The 15,611-nt window shown below is 65.7% G+C and carries 15 protein-coding genes; 10 read left to right on the plus strand and 5 right to left on the minus strand.

What is annotated here, in order from left to right; all coding sequences use genetic code 11:
- Positions 1-24 precede the first annotated feature (24 nt).
- Positions 25-1,083 carry a LacI family DNA-binding transcriptional regulator gene (locus WBG56_RS09440; RefSeq protein ID WP_424267586.1) on the minus strand — a complete coding sequence of 353 codons (1,059 nt, stop codon included), beginning with the start codon at positions 1,081-1,083 and terminating at the stop codon, positions 25-27.
- A gap of 108 nt (positions 1,084-1,191) precedes the next feature.
- Here WBG56_RS09440 and WBG56_RS09445 point away from each other — a divergent pair, with 108 nt between their 5' ends.
- Genes WBG56_RS09445 through WBG56_RS09460 form a run of 4 tightly spaced genes read left to right on the plus strand, consistent with a single transcriptional unit; the run spans position 1,192 to position 4,571 of the window.
- Complete coding sequence (locus tag WBG56_RS09445) at positions 1,192-1,758, plus strand: gluconokinase (protein ID WP_424267588.1); 567 nt, start codon at positions 1,192-1,194, stop codon at positions 1,756-1,758.
- Complete coding sequence (locus WBG56_RS09450) at positions 1,745-2,215, plus strand: TRAP transporter small permease (protein WP_424267590.1); 471 nt, start codon at positions 1,745-1,747, stop codon at positions 2,213-2,215. The genes WBG56_RS09445 and WBG56_RS09450 overlap by 14 nt, the downstream gene beginning before the upstream one ends.
- Positions 2,216-2,229: 14 nt before the next feature.
- Positions 2,230-3,510 (plus strand): TRAP transporter large permease, encoded by a 1,281-nt coding sequence (locus tag WBG56_RS09455; RefSeq protein WP_424267592.1) that lies wholly within the window; start codon positions 2,230-2,232, stop codon positions 3,508-3,510.
- A 53-nt stretch (positions 3,511-3,563) separates the two neighbouring features.
- Positions 3,564-4,571 (plus strand): TRAP transporter substrate-binding protein, encoded by a 1,008-nt coding sequence (locus WBG56_RS09460; protein ID WP_424267594.1) that lies wholly within the window; start codon positions 3,564-3,566, stop codon positions 4,569-4,571.
- A gap of 296 nt (positions 4,572-4,867) precedes the next feature.
- On the opposite strand, the gene WBG56_RS09465 is transcribed toward WBG56_RS09460, so the two are convergent.
- From WBG56_RS09465 to WBG56_RS09480, 4 genes are all read right to left on the minus strand, one after another.
- The gene (locus tag WBG56_RS09465) at positions 4,868-6,145 is read right to left on the minus strand and encodes a TRAP transporter large permease (RefSeq protein ID WP_424267596.1); all 1,278 of its coding nucleotides are present in this window, start codon (positions 6,143-6,145) and stop codon (positions 4,868-4,870) included.
- Between the two features lie 8 nt (positions 6,146-6,153).
- Complete coding sequence (locus WBG56_RS09470; RefSeq protein WP_424267598.1) at positions 6,154-6,642, minus strand: TRAP transporter small permease; 489 nt, start codon at positions 6,640-6,642, stop codon at positions 6,154-6,156.
- Positions 6,643-6,866: 224 nt separating this feature from the next.
- Complete coding sequence (locus WBG56_RS09475; protein ID WP_424267600.1) at positions 6,867-7,847, minus strand: TRAP transporter substrate-binding protein; 981 nt, start codon at positions 7,845-7,847, stop codon at positions 6,867-6,869.
- A gap of 216 nt (positions 7,848-8,063) precedes the next feature.
- The gene (locus WBG56_RS09480) at positions 8,064-8,759 is read right to left on the minus strand and encodes a GntR family transcriptional regulator (protein WP_424267602.1); all 696 of its coding nucleotides are present in this window, start codon (positions 8,757-8,759) and stop codon (positions 8,064-8,066) included.
- Positions 8,760-8,922: 163 nt separating this feature from the next.
- Here WBG56_RS09480 and WBG56_RS09485 point away from each other — a divergent pair, with 163 nt between their 5' ends.
- The 6 genes from WBG56_RS09485 to WBG56_RS09510 all read left to right on the plus strand — a co-directional run bounded on the left by WBG56_RS09485 (position 8,923) and on the right by WBG56_RS09510 (position 15,557).
- Positions 8,923-10,194, plus strand: coding sequence for a pyridoxal-phosphate-dependent aminotransferase family protein (locus WBG56_RS09485; protein WP_424267604.1), 1,272 nt, complete (start codon positions 8,923-8,925; stop codon positions 10,192-10,194).
- Between the two features lie 69 nt (positions 10,195-10,263).
- Positions 10,264-11,307, plus strand: coding sequence for a TRAP transporter substrate-binding protein (locus WBG56_RS09490; protein WP_424267606.1), 1,044 nt, complete (start codon positions 10,264-10,266; stop codon positions 11,305-11,307).
- Positions 11,304-11,990, plus strand: a complete 687-nt coding sequence (locus WBG56_RS09495; RefSeq protein WP_424267608.1) for a TRAP transporter small permease subunit — start codon at positions 11,304-11,306, stop codon at positions 11,988-11,990. The genes WBG56_RS09490 and WBG56_RS09495 overlap by 4 nt, the downstream gene beginning before the upstream one ends.
- Complete coding sequence (locus WBG56_RS09500) at positions 11,987-13,279, plus strand: TRAP transporter large permease (RefSeq protein WP_424267610.1); 1,293 nt, start codon at positions 11,987-11,989, stop codon at positions 13,277-13,279. Before WBG56_RS09495 ends, WBG56_RS09500 begins: the two co-directional genes overlap by 4 nt.
- Positions 13,280-13,295: 16 nt before the next feature.
- Entirely contained in the window at positions 13,296-14,705 is a 1,410-nt protein-coding gene (locus WBG56_RS09505; protein ID WP_424267612.1) for an amidase, read from the plus strand.
- A 57-nt stretch (positions 14,706-14,762) separates the two neighbouring features.
- Positions 14,763-15,557, plus strand: coding sequence for a fumarylacetoacetate hydrolase family protein (locus WBG56_RS09510; protein ID WP_424267614.1), 795 nt, complete (start codon positions 14,763-14,765; stop codon positions 15,555-15,557).
- Positions 15,558-15,611 lie beyond the last annotated feature (54 nt).

Below are 15,611 nucleotides of genomic sequence, written 5' to 3' on the forward strand. Positions count from 1 at the left end.
GGCATGCAAGCCGCGCCGAACCCGTCAACTGCTGGCCCGGACCTTCAATTCAAAGCCCAGGTCGAGCACGGGGGTCTCCACCGTCTCGCCGCGAATCAGCCGCAGCAACATCCGGGCCGCGGCCTCGCCGACTTCCCGGCGCGGGGTGCGCAAGCTGGTCAGCGCCGGCAGCATCTGCTCGTTGCCGGGCAAGTCGTTGAACCCCACGACGCTGACGCGCCCTGGCACCGGAACGCCCATCCGCAAAGCCTCCAGCAGCGCGCCATGCGCCAGGTCGTCATTGCAAAAAAACACCCCATCCAGATCGGGATGCTCCGTGACCAGGCGGCGGAACGCCTCCGCCCCCAACGCGGCCGACGAAGGCCTCGCGTCCAGGAACTCCAGGCGGGGATCATGGCAGCCCGCCGCCGACAGGGCGCTGCGAAAGCCTTCGGCGCGCTCCAGGGTGCGCGGATCCAGCTGAGCGCCCACGAAGGCGATCCTGCGCCGTCCCCGATCCAGCAGATGCCGGGCGACGGTCCGCGCCGCCTCTTTCTGGGAAAGACCGACGCAATACAGCGTCGGATCCGCGCTCAGCTCCATCACATGCACGCACGGCGTGCGACTGTCCGCAATCAAGCGCCGCTGCGCCTCGCTGCGGTCGAACCCCGTCAGGATCAGACCGGCGGGCCGATGGGACAGATAGCTTTCCAGCAGCGCGGCTTCGCGCGCCGGCTGGTACTGGGTGATGCCGACGAAGATCGGATACCCTGCGTCCCACATGACGCTCTGGACGGATTCCAGCAATTCCGTGAACAAGGTGTTGGACAGCAGCGGAATCAACACGACGACGTGGCCGCTCTTGGCCGATGCCAGCGCCCGGGCGGACGGGTCCGGCCGGTAACCCAATTGCGTCACGGCGGCTCTCACCCGCTCGGCCAGTTCCGATCGCACCGAGGCCTTGCCCGCCACGACCCGCGAAGCGGTGATGGGGCTGACTCCGGCCAGGGCGGCGACGTCGGCCAGCGTCACCCGGCCCGTCGCGCGGGTACGGCTGCGAGACGCCGGGATTTGTCGCGGCTTGGCGGGCACATCATCGTTCATACAGGAATTCCCTAATGTCGAGGCCATAAAGATAGCGCTATCTTTGCGCTTCATCACCCTCAGCGCCGATTGTCGGACACAATTTTACGGAAGAGTTCTTTTTTTTCAATGAAGAAGATAGCGCTATCTCAGTCGTCGCCGCGCCCCTTGCCGCCTCCACCCAAGCAGGCCGTCGTCGTCATGGGCGTCTCGGGCAGCGGCAAATCCACGGTCGGCGAGATCCTGGCTCGACGGCACGGCTGGATGTTCATCGAGGGAGACACATTCCACAGCGCCCAGAACCACGCCAAGATGCGGTCGGGGATCCCCCTGACCGACGAAGACCGCTTGTCGTGGCTGGAGGCCCTGGGCCGGGAACTCGCGCGCCACGCCACCCACGGCGTGGTCCTGAGCTGCTCCGCGCTGAAGCGCGCCTACCGGCAATCCCTGCGCGCCCACGTCCCGGACCTGATGTTCATCTGGCTGGAAGTCGGACGCGAGGCTGCGGCGCAGCGGGTCGCCGGCCGCGGGGCCAGCCATTTTTTCCCCGCCTCGCTGATCGACAGCCAGTTCGCCGCGCTGGAACCCCCGCACGACGAAGCCGGCCTGCTGCATCTGGACAGCGAACGCCCCCTGGACGATATCCTGCATATCGCCACCGACTGGCTGCAAAGGAAGCCCCATGCCCTCCCCTGAACGCAAACCCCTCATCCGCAAGGCGGCGGAGGCCTTCATGGCCATCACGCTGGCCCTGATGGTCATCGCCGTCTTCAGCAACGTCGTGCTGCGCTACGCCTTCGGCACCGGACTGGTGGTCTACGAAGAACTGTCCCGCCTGCTGTTCGTCTGGCTGGTATGCATGGGCACCGTCGTCACCGCCTACGACAAGCGGCACCTGAGCTTCGACCTGGTCATCGACCGCGTCGGCCCGCGCACGCGCCTCATCCTGGACGCGCTGGCCGGCATCATCAGCGCGATCGTCCTGGGCATGGTCGTCAAGGGCGCCTGGGATCAGGTGATCGCCGGCCTGCACAGCCACAGCCCGGTCATCGGCTATCCCCTGTCGATCGCGGCCGCCGCCACGCTGTTCATGGCCGCCGCCATGGAAGTCCTGCTCTTCAAGCAGGCCATTCTGGACCGCCTGCGCGGCTGAACGAGGATCCACTCATGGAAACCACCCTGCTGTTCCTTGCCGTCCTGTTCGCCTCCATGGCCATCGGCATCCCCATCGCCGTCGCGCTGCTGGTGTCCGGCGTGGCCCTGATGTGGCAACTGGATTTTTTCAACACGCAACTGCTGGCGCAGAACCTGCAGGCCGGATTCGACAATTTCCCGCTGCTGGCGGTGCCGTTCTTCGTGCTGGCGGGCGAACTGATGAACGCCGGCGGCCTGAGCCAGCGCATCATCGACATGGCGCGCGCCTTCGTCGGCCATATCCCCGGCGGGCTGGGCTACGTGACCATCTTCGCCGCCGTGCTGCTGGCTTCGATGAGCGGATCGGCCATCGCCGACACGGCCGCCCTGGCCACGATCCTGGTGCCCATGATGCGCCAGCAGAACTACCCGATGGACTACAGCACGGGCCTGATGGCCTCGGGCGGCATCATCGGTCCCATCATCCCGCCCTCGCTGCCGTTCATCATCTACGGCGTCACCACCAACACGTCCATCAGCAAGCTGTTCGTCAGCGGCGTCGTGCCGGGCATCCTGATGGGCGGCGCGCTGCTGATCGCCTGGCGGATCGTGGCCCGCCGCAACAAACTGCCCGCGGCCACCCGCGCCACCGCCGTCGAGCGCCGCCAGGTCATTGTCGACAGCACCTGGGCCATCTTCATGCCGGTGATCATCCTGGGCGGCATCCGCTTCGGGGTCTTCACCCCGACCGAGGCCGCCGTGGTCGCCGCCGTCTACGCCTTCCTGGTGTCCCGCTTCATCTACAAAGCCTTGTCCTGGAAGGCCGCCTACGAAGTCCTGGTGGCCTCCAGCATCACGACCGCCGTCGTGATGTTCCTGTGCGGCGCCGCGACCGTGGCCGCCTACATGATCACACTGGCCGACCTGCCCAATCAGCTCGCGGAGCTGTTCCAGCCGCTGCTGGCCCATCCCACGCTGTTCATGGTCTGCATGATGGTCTTCCTGCTGCTGGTCGGCACTTCCATGGACCTGACGCCCATCATTCTGATCTTCGCGCCGGTCTGCCTGCCCCTGGCCATGAAAGCGCACATCGACCCGATCTATTTCGGCTTCATGTTCGTCTTCACCGGCTGCCTGGGCCTGATCACGCCGCCCGTGGGCACGGTGCTGAACGTGGTCGCGGGCGTGGGTGGCGTGCGAATGGAATCCGTCGTCAAGGGCGTCGCGCCGTTCCTGCTGGTCTACGTGCTGCTGCTGGCCCTGCTCATTGCATTCCCCCAGATCGTCATCGCCCCGGTCCGCTGGCTGGGCTGAAGCGATCAAAACCGCCCCCAAACGGCAATCCATCCCCACCAAGGAGACTCCCCATGAAACTGAAAACCGTGTTCCTCGCCGCCACCCTGGCGGCCGGCGCGCTGGGCCTGTCGGCCCACGCCGCCGATACCCGCCTGATCCGCTTCGGCTACGGCCTGAACCAGGATTCCAACCAGGGCCGCGCCGTCCAGGTGTTTGCCGACGAAGTCGCCAAGCTGTCCGGCGGCAAGATGAAAGTCCGCGCCATCGGGGCGGCCGCCCTGGGTTCGGACATCCAGATGCAGCAGGCCCTGATCGGCGGCGCCCAGGAAATGATGGTCGGTTCCACCGCCACGCTGGTGGGCATTACACCCGAAATGGCTCTCTGGGACACACCGTTCCTGTTCAATTCCGGAGCCGAGGCGGACCAGGTCCTGGACGGCAAGACCGGCCAGCAGATCATCGACAAGCTGAGCGACAAGGGCATGATCGGCCTGGTCTACTGGGAAAACGGTTTCCGCAACCTGACCAACAGCAAGAAGCCCGTGGAAAGCGCCGAGGACTTCAAGGGCCTGAAGCTGCGGGTGATGCAGAACAATGTGTTCCTGGATACGTTCCAGCGCCTGGGCGCCAACGCCGTGCCGCTGCCGTTCTCGGAACTGTTCACCGCGCTGGAAACCAAGACCGTCGACGGCCAGGAAAATCCCTACAACACCATCCTGTCGAGCAAGTTCTACGAAGTGCAGAAATACCTGAGCGTCACCAATCACGTCTACAGCCCCTGGATCGTCACGGCCAGCAAGAAATGGTGGGACGGCCTGAGCGCCGACGAGCGCGGCATCCTGATGCAGGCGGCCAAGGTCAGCCGCGACTTCGAGCGCAAGGACACCCGCGCGGAAGCCGACAAGGCCCTGGCGCAATTGAAGGCCGACGGCATGCAGGTCAATACCGTCAGCGCGGACGAAGTCCAGCAGATGCGCGGCGCCATCGCCCCGGTCAACGAGCAGATCAAGAAGGAAGTCGGCCCCGAACTGTGGCAGGCGGTCCAGGATCAGCTGAAGGAAATCCGCAAGGCAAGCTGAGGGAGTCCCACGCTACGCAGCCTGCGGCCGCTTGCTGTCCACCTCGCAGCCTGCATGCTGCTCGGATTCGCCAGGCGCAGGCCAGTCCTCAAGGACTGCCCTGCGTCCGAGCTCATCCCCCGAGGGGGGCTTTTTCCTTGGGGCGGCCCGGCGGCAAAAGGGAGCCCCCACGCCACGCAGCCTGCGGCCGCTTGCTGCCCCCCGAAGGGGGGCTTTTGCCTTGGGGCGGCCCGGCGGCAAAAGACCCTCTACTGGAGACTTTCAGTCCGGCCCCGGAAACGGGGCCGGACTGCTTTCTAGCGATACACCAGATCGCGGAAATACAGCGACAGGTCCGGCCAGTAGGTGATGACCATCAGGCAGGCCAGCACCACGCCCACGAAGGGCAGCAGGGGCCGGATCAGGCGTTCGATGGGGACTTTGGCCACTGTGCAGGCGGCGAACAGGTTCACGCCGAAGGGCGGCGTCACCATGCCCAGCGCCAGGTTCACCACCATGATCACGCCGAAATGCGCCGGGTCCACCCCGAACTGGGTGGCCACCGGCAGCAGCAGCGGGGCCAGCACCACGATGGACGCGGATGTTTCGATGAACATGCCGATGATGAACAAGGCCACGTTCACGCCCAGCAGGAAGGTGACTTCGCTGCCGAACAGGTGGCTGAGCCATTCGCCCAGGGCCATCGGCACCCCCGCCCGGTTCAGCAGGAAGCCGAACACCCCCGCGTTGGCGATGATGAACATGATGATGGCCGTGGACACCACGGAACGGTGAAAGGTGCGCCCCAGCGTGGCGAACGTCAGGCGGCGATAGATGAAGACGCCCACGAACAGGGCGTAGACCACCGCCACTGCGGAGGCTTCCGTGGGCGTGAAGACGCCGCCGTAGATGCCGCCCAGGATGATGACGGGCATCAGCAGCGCCCACCACGCTTTCTTGAACGAAGTCCAGACCGGCAGGCGGTTTTCGCCGTCGCGCTTGCCCAGGCCATTGCGCCGCGCATACAGCCAGACGTAGAACATCAGGCCGACCACGATCAGCAGGCCCGGCCCGATCCCGGAAATGAAGACCTCGCCCACGGACGTATCCGTGGACACGGCGTACAGGATCATGGGGATGGAGGGCGGGATGATGACCCCGAGTTCCGCTGCCGAAGCCTGCAGGGACGCCGCGAAGGGAGCCGGATAGCCGTGTTTCACCATGGCGGGGATCAGGATGGCGCCCACGGCAAACGTCGTGGCGACACTGGACCCGGCCACCGCCGCGAAAATCATGCAGGTCAGCACGCAGCTGCAGGCCAGCCCGCCCTGCACCCCGCCGACCACGCTCTTGGCGAATTCCACCATGCGCTCGGAAATGCCGCCCTCTTCCATGAGATTGCCGGCCAGGATGAAGAACGGCACGGCCACCAGCGGGTATTTATCCAGGGCGGCGTACAGCTGCTGGGCGATCACCAGCCAGGTCATGTGCCCGTCGAAGCCCACGCCGACCATGGTGGCCAGCCCGATGGACACCGCGACCGGCACCGTCAGGCCGAAGAACAGCAGCATGGAGACAACCATCAATTGCGACATGGCGGCTCCTAGACAGTTTCAACGTAGGGAACGCGGACGTCCTCGGCCCAATACGCCAGGGCGCCGAACAGCCCCAGCAAGGCCCCGACCGGGATGGACAGATAGATCCAGGAAATCGACACCCCCAGGCTGGGCGTCATCTGGAAACGCACCCGCCAGGTCATGTCGGCCCCGATCCAGACCAGGAAGCCCAGGAAACCCACCACGATCAGCAGCACCAGATGTTCCAGTAGCCGCGCCTTGCGCGGAGCCAGGAGGTTATGCAGCAGATCGACGCCCAGCATGGCGCCCTGGCGAAAAGCCAGGGCCATGCCCAGCATGACGGCCCAGATGATCGAAGCGCGCGTCCAGGCTTCCGACCAGGCCGATGGGGATTCCAGCACGAAACGCGCCAGGACCTGATAGAAGCCTGCCGCGACGGAGGACCACAACAGGCCCTGAGCCACCCAGGACACCAGCCGGGACAAGCCCCGGTCAATCAAACCCAGCGCGGTCATGATGCCCCCTTGGCGCTACGCGCCGTCCCCCCAAGGGGGAATTCGCGCTTGGGGCGGCCCGGCGCGCTCATGATGCCCCCTTGGCGCTACGCGCTATCCACCTCGCGGCCTGCATGCCGCTCCGATTCATCAGGCGCAGGCCAGTCCGCAGGGACTGACCTGCGCCCAGACTCATCCCCCCAGGGAGGAATTCGCGCGTGGGGCGGCCCGGCGCGCTCATGGATTTACTGCGTATCACGAATGGATTCGACAAGCTCCTTGCCGAACTGCTTGTAGTACTGCGGATAAACCGGTTGGACAGCCTTGACGAACGCGGCATGGTCCACCGTGTTGACCTGCATGCCGTTGGCCTTCAGAGTCTCGATGCCTTCTTTTTCGACCTGATCGACGAACTGGCGCATGGCCTGGGCGCTGGCCACGCCGGCCGCCTTGAACTTGGCCTTGTCGGCATCGGACAGGCCGTCATAGACCGACGGCGACATCAGCACCAGCGCCGGCCCATACACGTGCGCAGTCAGCGACAGGTACTTCTGCAGCTGCCACATTTTCACGGACACGATCACCGACAGCGGATTTTCCTGGCCGTCGATGGTGCCCTGCTGCAAGGCGGTAGCGACTTCCGGCCACGCCATGGGGGTAGCCAGCACGCCCAGCTGGCGGAACGCGGCGATGTGGATCGGGTTTTCCGTCGTGCGGATCTTCAGGCCCTTGATGTCGGCGGGTTCCTTGACCGGGCGGACGTTGTTGGTCAGGTGGCGAAAGCCCTGCTCGCCCCAGGCCAGAGCAACCAGGCCGCGCTTGGGGAATTCAGCCAGCATGTCCTGGCCGATCTTGCCATCCAGCACCTTGCGGGCGTGGGCCAGATCGCGGAACAGGAAAGGGATGTCGAACACCCCGGTCTGCGGCACGAAATTCAAGGTAGCGCCCGTGGACACGATGGCCAGGTCGATGGTGCCCAGCTGCAGGCCCTCGATCACTTCCCGTTCACCGCCCAGCTGGCTGTTGGGAAACTGCTGGATCTTGAAATCCGGCGCGCTGGCTTCCAGCGTCTTGGCAAAAGCCGCCGCGCCCGCCCCGTAGTGCGAGTTTTCCGACAGGGCATAGGCCATTTTCAGAGTGGTCTGTGCCAGGACCGGCGTGGCCGCGGTCATGCCGACCAGACTCGCAGCCGCGAACCACCGCGCTAATTTTTTACCATGGAACATGTATCGTCTCCCAAATCCGATATCGATTTTCTTCCAGCCCCCGCGACCACGCGGAGCCGCGCCACGCACAACACATGGGCCCTAGGTGTTCTAACACGAAGTTCCGACGGGTCGCAACGAAAACTCTTGGCACTCAGGGTTATCACAGGGCTGCGGCCGCCATGACACGCCGCGGGGCTGCGACAACGCCGCGGCGCCCCGCGCCTGGCCGCCGCGCTATTGCGCCGCTGTCTTGGGATAAACCGTAGCCAGGTGCTCGAGCACCGCGTCGCGCTTGCGGCGCAGATGCTGCTCCAGCAATTGCCGCGCGGCCACGGCGTCGTGCTTTTGCAGCGCGGCCAGGATCTGCGCGTGTTCATTGAGCGCATGCATCCACTTTGTTTCGTCCTGGTTGGAGCGAAAGCGCAATGCATGCATGCGGCTGTTCAACTGGCCCCAGATCTCGCGCAGGACGGGATTGCGGGCCGCCTGGCTGAACAGGTCGTGCGCACGCGCATTGAGCCCGTAGTAGGTCGGCAGGTCGCGACGCTCGAACGCCGCCTGCATTTCATGCTGGAGCGCGCGCAGCTCGGCCAGTTCTTCATCCGTGATGCGCTGTGCAGCCTGTTCGCCTGCCAGGCCCTCGAGCGAGGCCAGGACGTCGAACGCGCCCGCGATGTCCTCCCGGGTCAGCACGGGCACGAACGCCCCCCGCCCCGCCTCCAGGACGACCATCCCTTCGGCGGCCAGCAGGCGGATGGCTTCCCGGAGCGGCGTGCGCGACACCCCAAGAATTTCGCAGAGTTCGCGTTCATTGAGCTTGGCGCCCGGCTGGAGCGTGCCCTGGATCAGCAGTTCACGCAGGCGGGCGGCGACACGTTGGTGGAGCGTGTCACGGGTCACGCTCAGATCGCTGAGAGAAAGTGTGTTCATTTTTTGAATTATATATTCAAAATTACATTCCTAGGGTAATCACTTACTAACAGATCCGCTGATCTTTCTGGTATTGTATTTTGTATAACGTATAACGACGTTGAGGACTCATCCGAATCCTCGCCCTTCACCCCCCTGATTCCCTTACCAGGAGATGCTCGCAATGCCTAATCTGAATTTCCACCCCGCCGGACGCCATTACCTCCAGATTCCCGGGCCAAGCCCGGTCCCCGACCGCATCCTGCGAGCCATCAGTTATCCCACCATCGACCATCGCGGTCCGGAATTCGGCGTGCTGGGCCGCAAAGTCCTGGGTGACATCGGCAAGATCTTCAAGACCCGCCATCCGGTCGTCATCTACCCGGCATCGGGCACCGGCGCATGGGAAGCCGCGCTCAGCAACACCGTGAACAAAGGCGACACCGTACTGATGTACGAAACCGGTCACTTCGCCGCCTTGTGGAAGAAGATGGCCGAGCGCCTGGGGCTCAAGCCCGAGTTCCTGGGCCTGCCGGGCATCGAAGGGTGGCGCCGAGGGGTGCAGGCCGACATGATCGAAGCACGCCTGAAGCAGGACGCCGGGCATGACATCAAGGCGGTCTGCGTGGTGCACAACGAAACCTCCACCGGCGTCACCTCGGATATCGCGGCGGTGCGGCGGGCCATCGACGCGGCCGGTCACCCGGCGCTGCTCATGGTCGACACGATTTCGGGGCTGGCCTCGGCCGACTACCGCCACGACGAGTGGGGCGTGGACGTGACCATCAGCGGATCACAGAAGGGCCTGATGCTGCCGCCCGGCATCAGTTTCAATGCGCTCTCGCCCAAGGCCCTGGCAGCCAGCGAGCGCGCCACGCTGGGCCGCTCGTTCTGGGCCTGGGACGAAATCGTGGAAATGAACAAGACCGGCTACTGGCCCTACACGCCCAATACCAACCTGCTGTACGGCCTGTCCGAGGCGCTGGACATGATCCAGGAAGAAGGGCTGGATCATGTGTTCGCGCGCCACCAGCGCCTGGCCGCCGCGTGCCGCGCCGCCGTCAACGCCTGGGGTCTGGAGACCCAATGCGTGGAGGAAGCCTGCCATTCCCCGGTGCTGACCGGCGTGATGATGCCTCAGGGCGTGGACGCCGACCAGGTCCGCCGGCTGATCTACGAGCACTTCAACATGTCCCTGGGCGCCGGACTGGGCAAACTCAAGGGCCGGATGTTCCGCATCGGCCATCTGGGCGAAGCCAACGACCTGACGCTGATCGCCACCCTGGGCGGCTGCCAGATGGGCCTGGAAATGTCCGGCGTGAAGCTCAAGGCCGACGGTGTGGGCGCTGCGCTCAAGCACCTGCGAACGACCGCGAAGCCACAGGCGCGGCACCCGCGGGAATCGGCGCCGGCCGCCGCGCCGCGCCGGGAAGAAGCGCTGGAAAGCACGCAGTAACCCTGCGAACCACCTCCTATATACAGAAATAACGATAAACGCCACAATCCCATCCCCGAGGAGACAAAGATGAAAACATATGCACGCATCATGGCGGCGGCCTCTCTGGCTGCGGGACTTTGCGCGGGCGCCTCCGCCGCCGAAGCCCTGAAGTTCCGGGTCATCGGCCAGCCGCTGGCGACCGGCCTGATCCAATCCAAGCAAGAGCAGCCATTCTTTGAAAATTTCGGCAAAACCACCGGACTGCCGGTCGAGATGGACTACAAGCCCATCGACACGCTGGGCATCAAGGACACCGAAGAGCTGCGGGTGCTGAAGTCCGGTCTGTTCGAAGTCGCATCGCTGCGCTTTCCCCAGAATGCGCGCGACGAGCCGACACTGCTGGGGTTCGATCTGGTGGGCCTGAACCCCGACTACGCCACCGCGCGCAAAGTCGTGGATGCTTTCTACCCGCAGGCCGATGAACGCCTGCAGAAGCAGTTCGGCGTCAAGCTGCTGGGCGTCTTTCCATTCGGGCCGCAGATCCTGTTCTGCAACAAGCCCATCAAGCAGCTGGCGGACATCAAGGGCCTGAAGGTCCGCGTGTATGACCAGAACCTGGCCAAATTCATCGACACCATCGGCGGCACGCCCGTGCCCATCTCGTTCGCCGACACGCACCAGTCCCTGTCGCTGGGGGTCGTCGACTGCGCCATCACCGGCCCCAGCTCCGCCAATTCTTCCGGCTGGCCCGAAGTCGCCACGCACCAGATGGCGATCGGTTTCCAGATGGCCATCAACGGCTACGCCATGACCCTGAAGGCCTGGAAGAAACTGTCGCCGGATCAGCAGGCGACGCTGCAAAAGGCGGTGACCCACTTGACGGACAACATCTGGGTCTACTCTGAAACCCTGTTCAAGGATGCCGTCAACTGCAACGCCGGCAGAGCCTGCGAAACCGGCAAGCAATACAAGCTGGTTGACGTGCCGATCTCCGATGCCGACCGGGCGCTGCTCAAGGACGCCGTCACCAAGGTGTCTCTGCCCGCCTGGTCCGAAGTCTGCGACAAGGTCAACAAGGGCTGCATCGAGCGCTGGAAAACGGCCGTCGGCCCGGTCGTGGGGATCCAATGATGAGCGCCGCCCCATCCAAAAACCTGCCGCAATTCGTGGCCACGGACCGCAACGCTCATGCGCAGGGACCGGCGGCCGGCGCGGCCCCCCCTCAGCCGCGCGCCCTGCGCATGGAGCGCGTCGAGGCCGCGCTCGGCACGCTGTTCGGGATCATCTTCCTGGCGCTGTCCGTGATCGTGACCATCGAGACCATCTCCAGAAAGGTCTTCAATTTCTCGCTCCAGGGAGCGGATGAACTGGGAGGCTACGCGCTGGCTGTCGGTTCCACGCTGGCCTTCAGCCTCGCCCTGATCGGCCGCACCCACATCCGCGTCGACGTATTCCACGACTTCTTTCCCAAGCGCATGCAGTCCTGGCTCAATGCCCTCTCGATCCTCAGCCTGTCCGCCTTCGGCCTTTTCATCGGCTGGACCGCGATCCAGGTGCTGATCGACACGACGACCTACGGCAGCACCGCGCCCACGCCCTGGGCCACGCCGCTGATCTACCCGCAGACGGCCTGGCTCATCTCATTGGGGGCGTTCGCAGCCATCAGCACCGTGTACGGCTTGCGCGCCCTCCGGATGCTGCTGTGCGGCGACGAGGCCAGGCTGCTGCGCGAGTTCTCGCCCAAGAGCGTGAAAGAAGAGGTGAAGGAAGAGCTGGACGATCTGGCCAAGCGCCAGCAGGAGGCCTCATCATGAGTATTGCCATGATTGCACTGGGATTCGCCGCCATGCTGGCGATGATGCTGCTGGGCCTGCCCATCGTCACATCGATGGCCGCAGTAGGCATCGTGGGCGGCATCGCCGCCTACGGCGCGCCGTTCCTGGATTCCATCGCGCCCGTGGTGTGGGGCGTCCAGAACGACAACCTGCTCACCTGCATCCCGCTGTTCGTGCTGCTGGGCGAACTGCTGCTGCGCTCGGGCATCGCGGACCGCATGTACACCACGCTGGCCGCCTGGCTGGGCCGCCTGCCCGGCGGCCTGCTGCACACCAACATCGGCAGCAGCGCCCTGTTCGCCGCCACATCGGGGTCTTCGGTGGCCACGGCCGCCACGGTCGGCACGGTCGCGCTGCCCTCGCTTCAGGCGCGCGGCTATTCCATGCGCTCGTCGCTTGGGTCGCTGGCCGCCGGCGGCACGCTGGGCATTCTCATCCCGCCCAGTCTCAACATGATCGTCTATGGGTCCCTGACCAGCAACTCCATCGGCAAGCTGTTCATCGCCGGCATCATCCCCGGCATCCTGCTGACCCTGATTTTCATGCTCTACATCGCCGGCTCCGCGCTGTGGAACAAGGAAACCATGCGGGAAGAAAAAGTGCCCCTGGGCGAACGCATCCGCCTGCTGCGCCACTTCATCCCGCCCGCGATCGTCTTCGGCGTGGTCATGGGCAGCCTGTATCTGGGGATCGCCACGACCACGGAAAGCGCGGCGCTCGGCGTCATCGCCGCGTTGTTCTTCGTCTGGCAATCCGGCAAGATGAGCTGGGAACTGATGCGCAACTGCTTCATTTCCAGCGCGCGCATCAGCGGCATGATCCTGCTGATCATGGTCGCCGCCTTCATCCTGAACCTGACCATCAGCCTGACGGGCGTGGCCGAATCCATGACCAAGTGGGTGGTGGGCCTGGGCTTCTCCGCCACCGGCCTGATCCTGGCGCTGCTGGTGTTCTACCTGATCCTGGGCATGTTCATGGACGTGCTGTCCATGCAGGTGGCCACGATCCCCATCACCTATCCGATCGCGATGGCGCTGGGCGTGGATCCCATCTGGTACGGCATCTTCATCGTGCTGGTGTGCGAGCTGGGCATGATCACTCCGCCGGTCGGCATGAACCTGTTCGTCGTCCACGGCATCCGCCCGGACAATGGCGGGATTCAGGATGCAATCTACGGCGCGGTGCCCTATGCCGTCATCATGATCCTGTTCACGCTGCTGCTGCTGGCCGTCCCCGGACTGGCCACCTGGCTGCCGGCGCACATGTAGCACCCAGGAGGCATATATGAACGAACCGTCCGAAATCTGGCGCCTGTCGGCGGTGGAACTCAGCCGGCGATATCGCCAGGGCACGCTGACGCCTGCCGAGGCGGCCAGGGCATGCCTGCAGCGCCTGGACGCCGTGAACCCCCGTCTGAACGCCGTCATTGCCCGCCGCGACGAGGCCATGCTGCGCGAGGCGCAGGCCGCCACGGAACGCCACGCGGCGGGCCGTCCGTTGTCGGCCTTGGACGGCATTCCCGTCACCATCAAGGACAATCTGCAGACAGGCGACCAGCCGACGACGTGGGGCTCTCCCGCGCTGCGGGATCACCGGCCGGATGCCGATGAAATGCCCGTGGCGCGCCTGCGGGAAGCCGGCGCCCTGTTCGTCGGCAAGACCAATCTGCCGGAATTCGCCCTCGAAGGCTATACCGACAACCCCTTGTTCGGCGCGACGGTCAACCCCTGGAACACAGCGCTCACGCCCGGCGGCTCCAGCGGCGGCGCGGTCGCGGGCGTGGCGGCGGGCGTGACGCCGCTCGCGCTGGGCACCGACGGCGGCGGGTCCATCCGCAGGCCCGCATCCCACTGCGGGCTGGTGGGACTGAAACCATCCATCGGCTCCATCGCGCGCGGCGGGGGCCTGCCCTCCTTGCTGCTCGATCTGGAGGTTGCGGGCCCGCTGGCCCGCACAGTGGCCGATGCGCGCGCCATGTTCGAAGTGCTGCGCGGGCCGAGGGCCTCGGACCGGAGCTCCCTGAGCGCCGCCGAGGCGGGCCGCCAGATGGCGCGCCGCAAAACCCTGCGCATCCTGTACGTGCCGACCCTGGACGACGCGCCCGTCGACCCGGAAATCGCCAGCCATTGCCGCCGCGCGATGGACGTGCTAAGCGGGCTGGGGCACGATGTCGGCGAAGGCGCCATGCCGCTGGATCTGACGTTCATGACCCAAGCCTGGCCGATCATCGGACAGGCGGGCGTGGCGCGCCTGTTCGAGCGCTTTCCGCAATGGCGCGCGCGGGCCTCGACGAAATATCACACCCTGGCCGACCAGGGCGCGCGGCTCAGCGCGGCGCGCCTGTGGGCGGTGCTGGAAGACATCGAAACCCTGCGGCGCGATTGCATCCGGGCATTTGAGCAGTACGATGTACTGATCACGCCCGCTGCCGCCGCCCTGCCCTGGCCCGCCCGGGAAGCCTACCCCGCCGTCATCGACGGCCGGGAAGTCGGCCCGCGCGGCCATGCGGTCTTCACGGGCTGGGTCAATGCGGCCGGGCTGCCGGCGCTGGCCGTGCCGGCAGCCCCCTCGGCGAGCGGACTGCCCATCGGCATCCAGATGATCGGGCGGTTCGGCGCCGACGACCAGCTTCTGGACCTGGGCGAAGCCTACGAGGCCGCTGCCCCCTGGGCGCACCGCTGGCCGGATCTCTGACAGCGATGTGAATCGCCTTCCCGTTTTCCCGTTTCTCACTCCGGAACCCTTAGCCATATGCCTTCCACAACGCTTTCCCCCTCATCGCGAACATCCCTGCAACCCGTCATCGACGCGATTATCCTGGCGCGGCGCCAGGGCCAGGCCGCCGCTGCCGCCGGATACGACGGCGCGCTCTCCACGACGGACCAGGCCTATGCCGTGCAGGCCGCCGTCGCTCACGAATTCGACTGGTTCGGCGCCAACGTCCCGGGCTGCTGGAAATCCGGCGGTCCCAACCGCGAAACCGCGCTGACGCACGCGCCGCTGCCGCCGGCCGGCGTCTGGAACAGCCCGGCCGCGGCGGGCGCGTTTCCCTTTCACCAGCGGGGCATCGAGGCGGAGGTGGCATTGCGCCTTGGCCGGGACATCGACCAGGCCACCGCCGAGACGCTGGACGAAACCAGCGCGAGCGCGCTGCTTGACGCCATGACCGTGTCCATCGAAATCGTGGACTCGCGCTGGCAGGAATGCATGAAGGCCCCCGCGCTCATGCGCCTGGCCGACCTGCAATGCCACGGCGCCCTGGTGTTGGGGGAATGGCGTCCCTGGCAGGCCCTCGACTGGGCGCGGCAAGCCTGCCGCGTGGAAATCGGCGACCGGCCCGCGGTCGACCGGCGCGGCACCCACCCGATGGGATCGCCTGCCTGGTGCCTGCCTGCGTGGCTGCGCCACGCCACCCGGCATGGCCAGGTCGTGCCGGCGGGCACCGTCGTCACCACCGGCACCTGGGTGGGCATTCTGGAGGCCCAAGCGGGCGAGCGCGTGCTCGTCACCTTCGAGGGCATCGGTTCGGCGCAAGTGCAGTTGTAAAGCACGGCAGGATCGTATCCGGCGGCATGGCGCCCACGCGCCGCCGCCACGCCC

It is taken from the genome of Castellaniella sp. (assembly GCF_049671645.1).
Classification (GTDB): domain Bacteria; phylum Pseudomonadota; class Gammaproteobacteria; order Burkholderiales; family Burkholderiaceae_B; genus Castellaniella.

Coding starts and splice junctions, on each gene's coding strand:
- WBG56_RS09440 (WP_424267586.1), bottom strand. CDS start 1,083: ATGAACGATGATGTGCCCGCCAAGCCGCGACAAATCCCGGCGTCTCGC.
- WBG56_RS09445 (WP_424267588.1), top strand. CDS start 1,192: ATGAAGAAGATAGCGCTATCTCAGTCGTCGCCGCGCCCCTTGCCGCCT.
- WBG56_RS09450 (WP_424267590.1), top strand. CDS start 1,745: ATGCCCTCCCCTGAACGCAAACCCCTCATCCGCAAGGCGGCGGAGGCC.
- WBG56_RS09455 (WP_424267592.1), top strand. CDS start 2,230: ATGGAAACCACCCTGCTGTTCCTTGCCGTCCTGTTCGCCTCCATGGCC.
- WBG56_RS09460 (WP_424267594.1), top strand. CDS start 3,564: ATGAAACTGAAAACCGTGTTCCTCGCCGCCACCCTGGCGGCCGGCGCG.
- WBG56_RS09465 (WP_424267596.1), bottom strand. CDS start 6,145: ATGTCGCAATTGATGGTTGTCTCCATGCTGCTGTTCTTCGGCCTGACG.
- WBG56_RS09470 (WP_424267598.1), bottom strand. CDS start 6,642: ATGACCGCGCTGGGTTTGATTGACCGGGGCTTGTCCCGGCTGGTGTCC.
- WBG56_RS09475 (WP_424267600.1), bottom strand. CDS start 7,847: ATGTTCCATGGTAAAAAATTAGCGCGGTGGTTCGCGGCTGCGAGTCTG.
- WBG56_RS09480 (WP_424267602.1), bottom strand. CDS start 8,759: ATGAACACACTTTCTCTCAGCGATCTGAGCGTGACCCGTGACACGCTC.
- WBG56_RS09485 (WP_424267604.1), top strand. CDS start 8,923: ATGCCTAATCTGAATTTCCACCCCGCCGGACGCCATTACCTCCAGATT.
- WBG56_RS09490 (WP_424267606.1), top strand. CDS start 10,264: ATGAAAACATATGCACGCATCATGGCGGCGGCCTCTCTGGCTGCGGGA.
- WBG56_RS09495 (WP_424267608.1), top strand. CDS start 11,304: ATGATGAGCGCCGCCCCATCCAAAAACCTGCCGCAATTCGTGGCCACG.
- WBG56_RS09500 (WP_424267610.1), top strand. CDS start 11,987: ATGAGTATTGCCATGATTGCACTGGGATTCGCCGCCATGCTGGCGATG.
- WBG56_RS09505 (WP_424267612.1), top strand. CDS start 13,296: ATGAACGAACCGTCCGAAATCTGGCGCCTGTCGGCGGTGGAACTCAGC.
- WBG56_RS09510 (WP_424267614.1), top strand. CDS start 14,763: ATGCCTTCCACAACGCTTTCCCCCTCATCGCGAACATCCCTGCAACCC.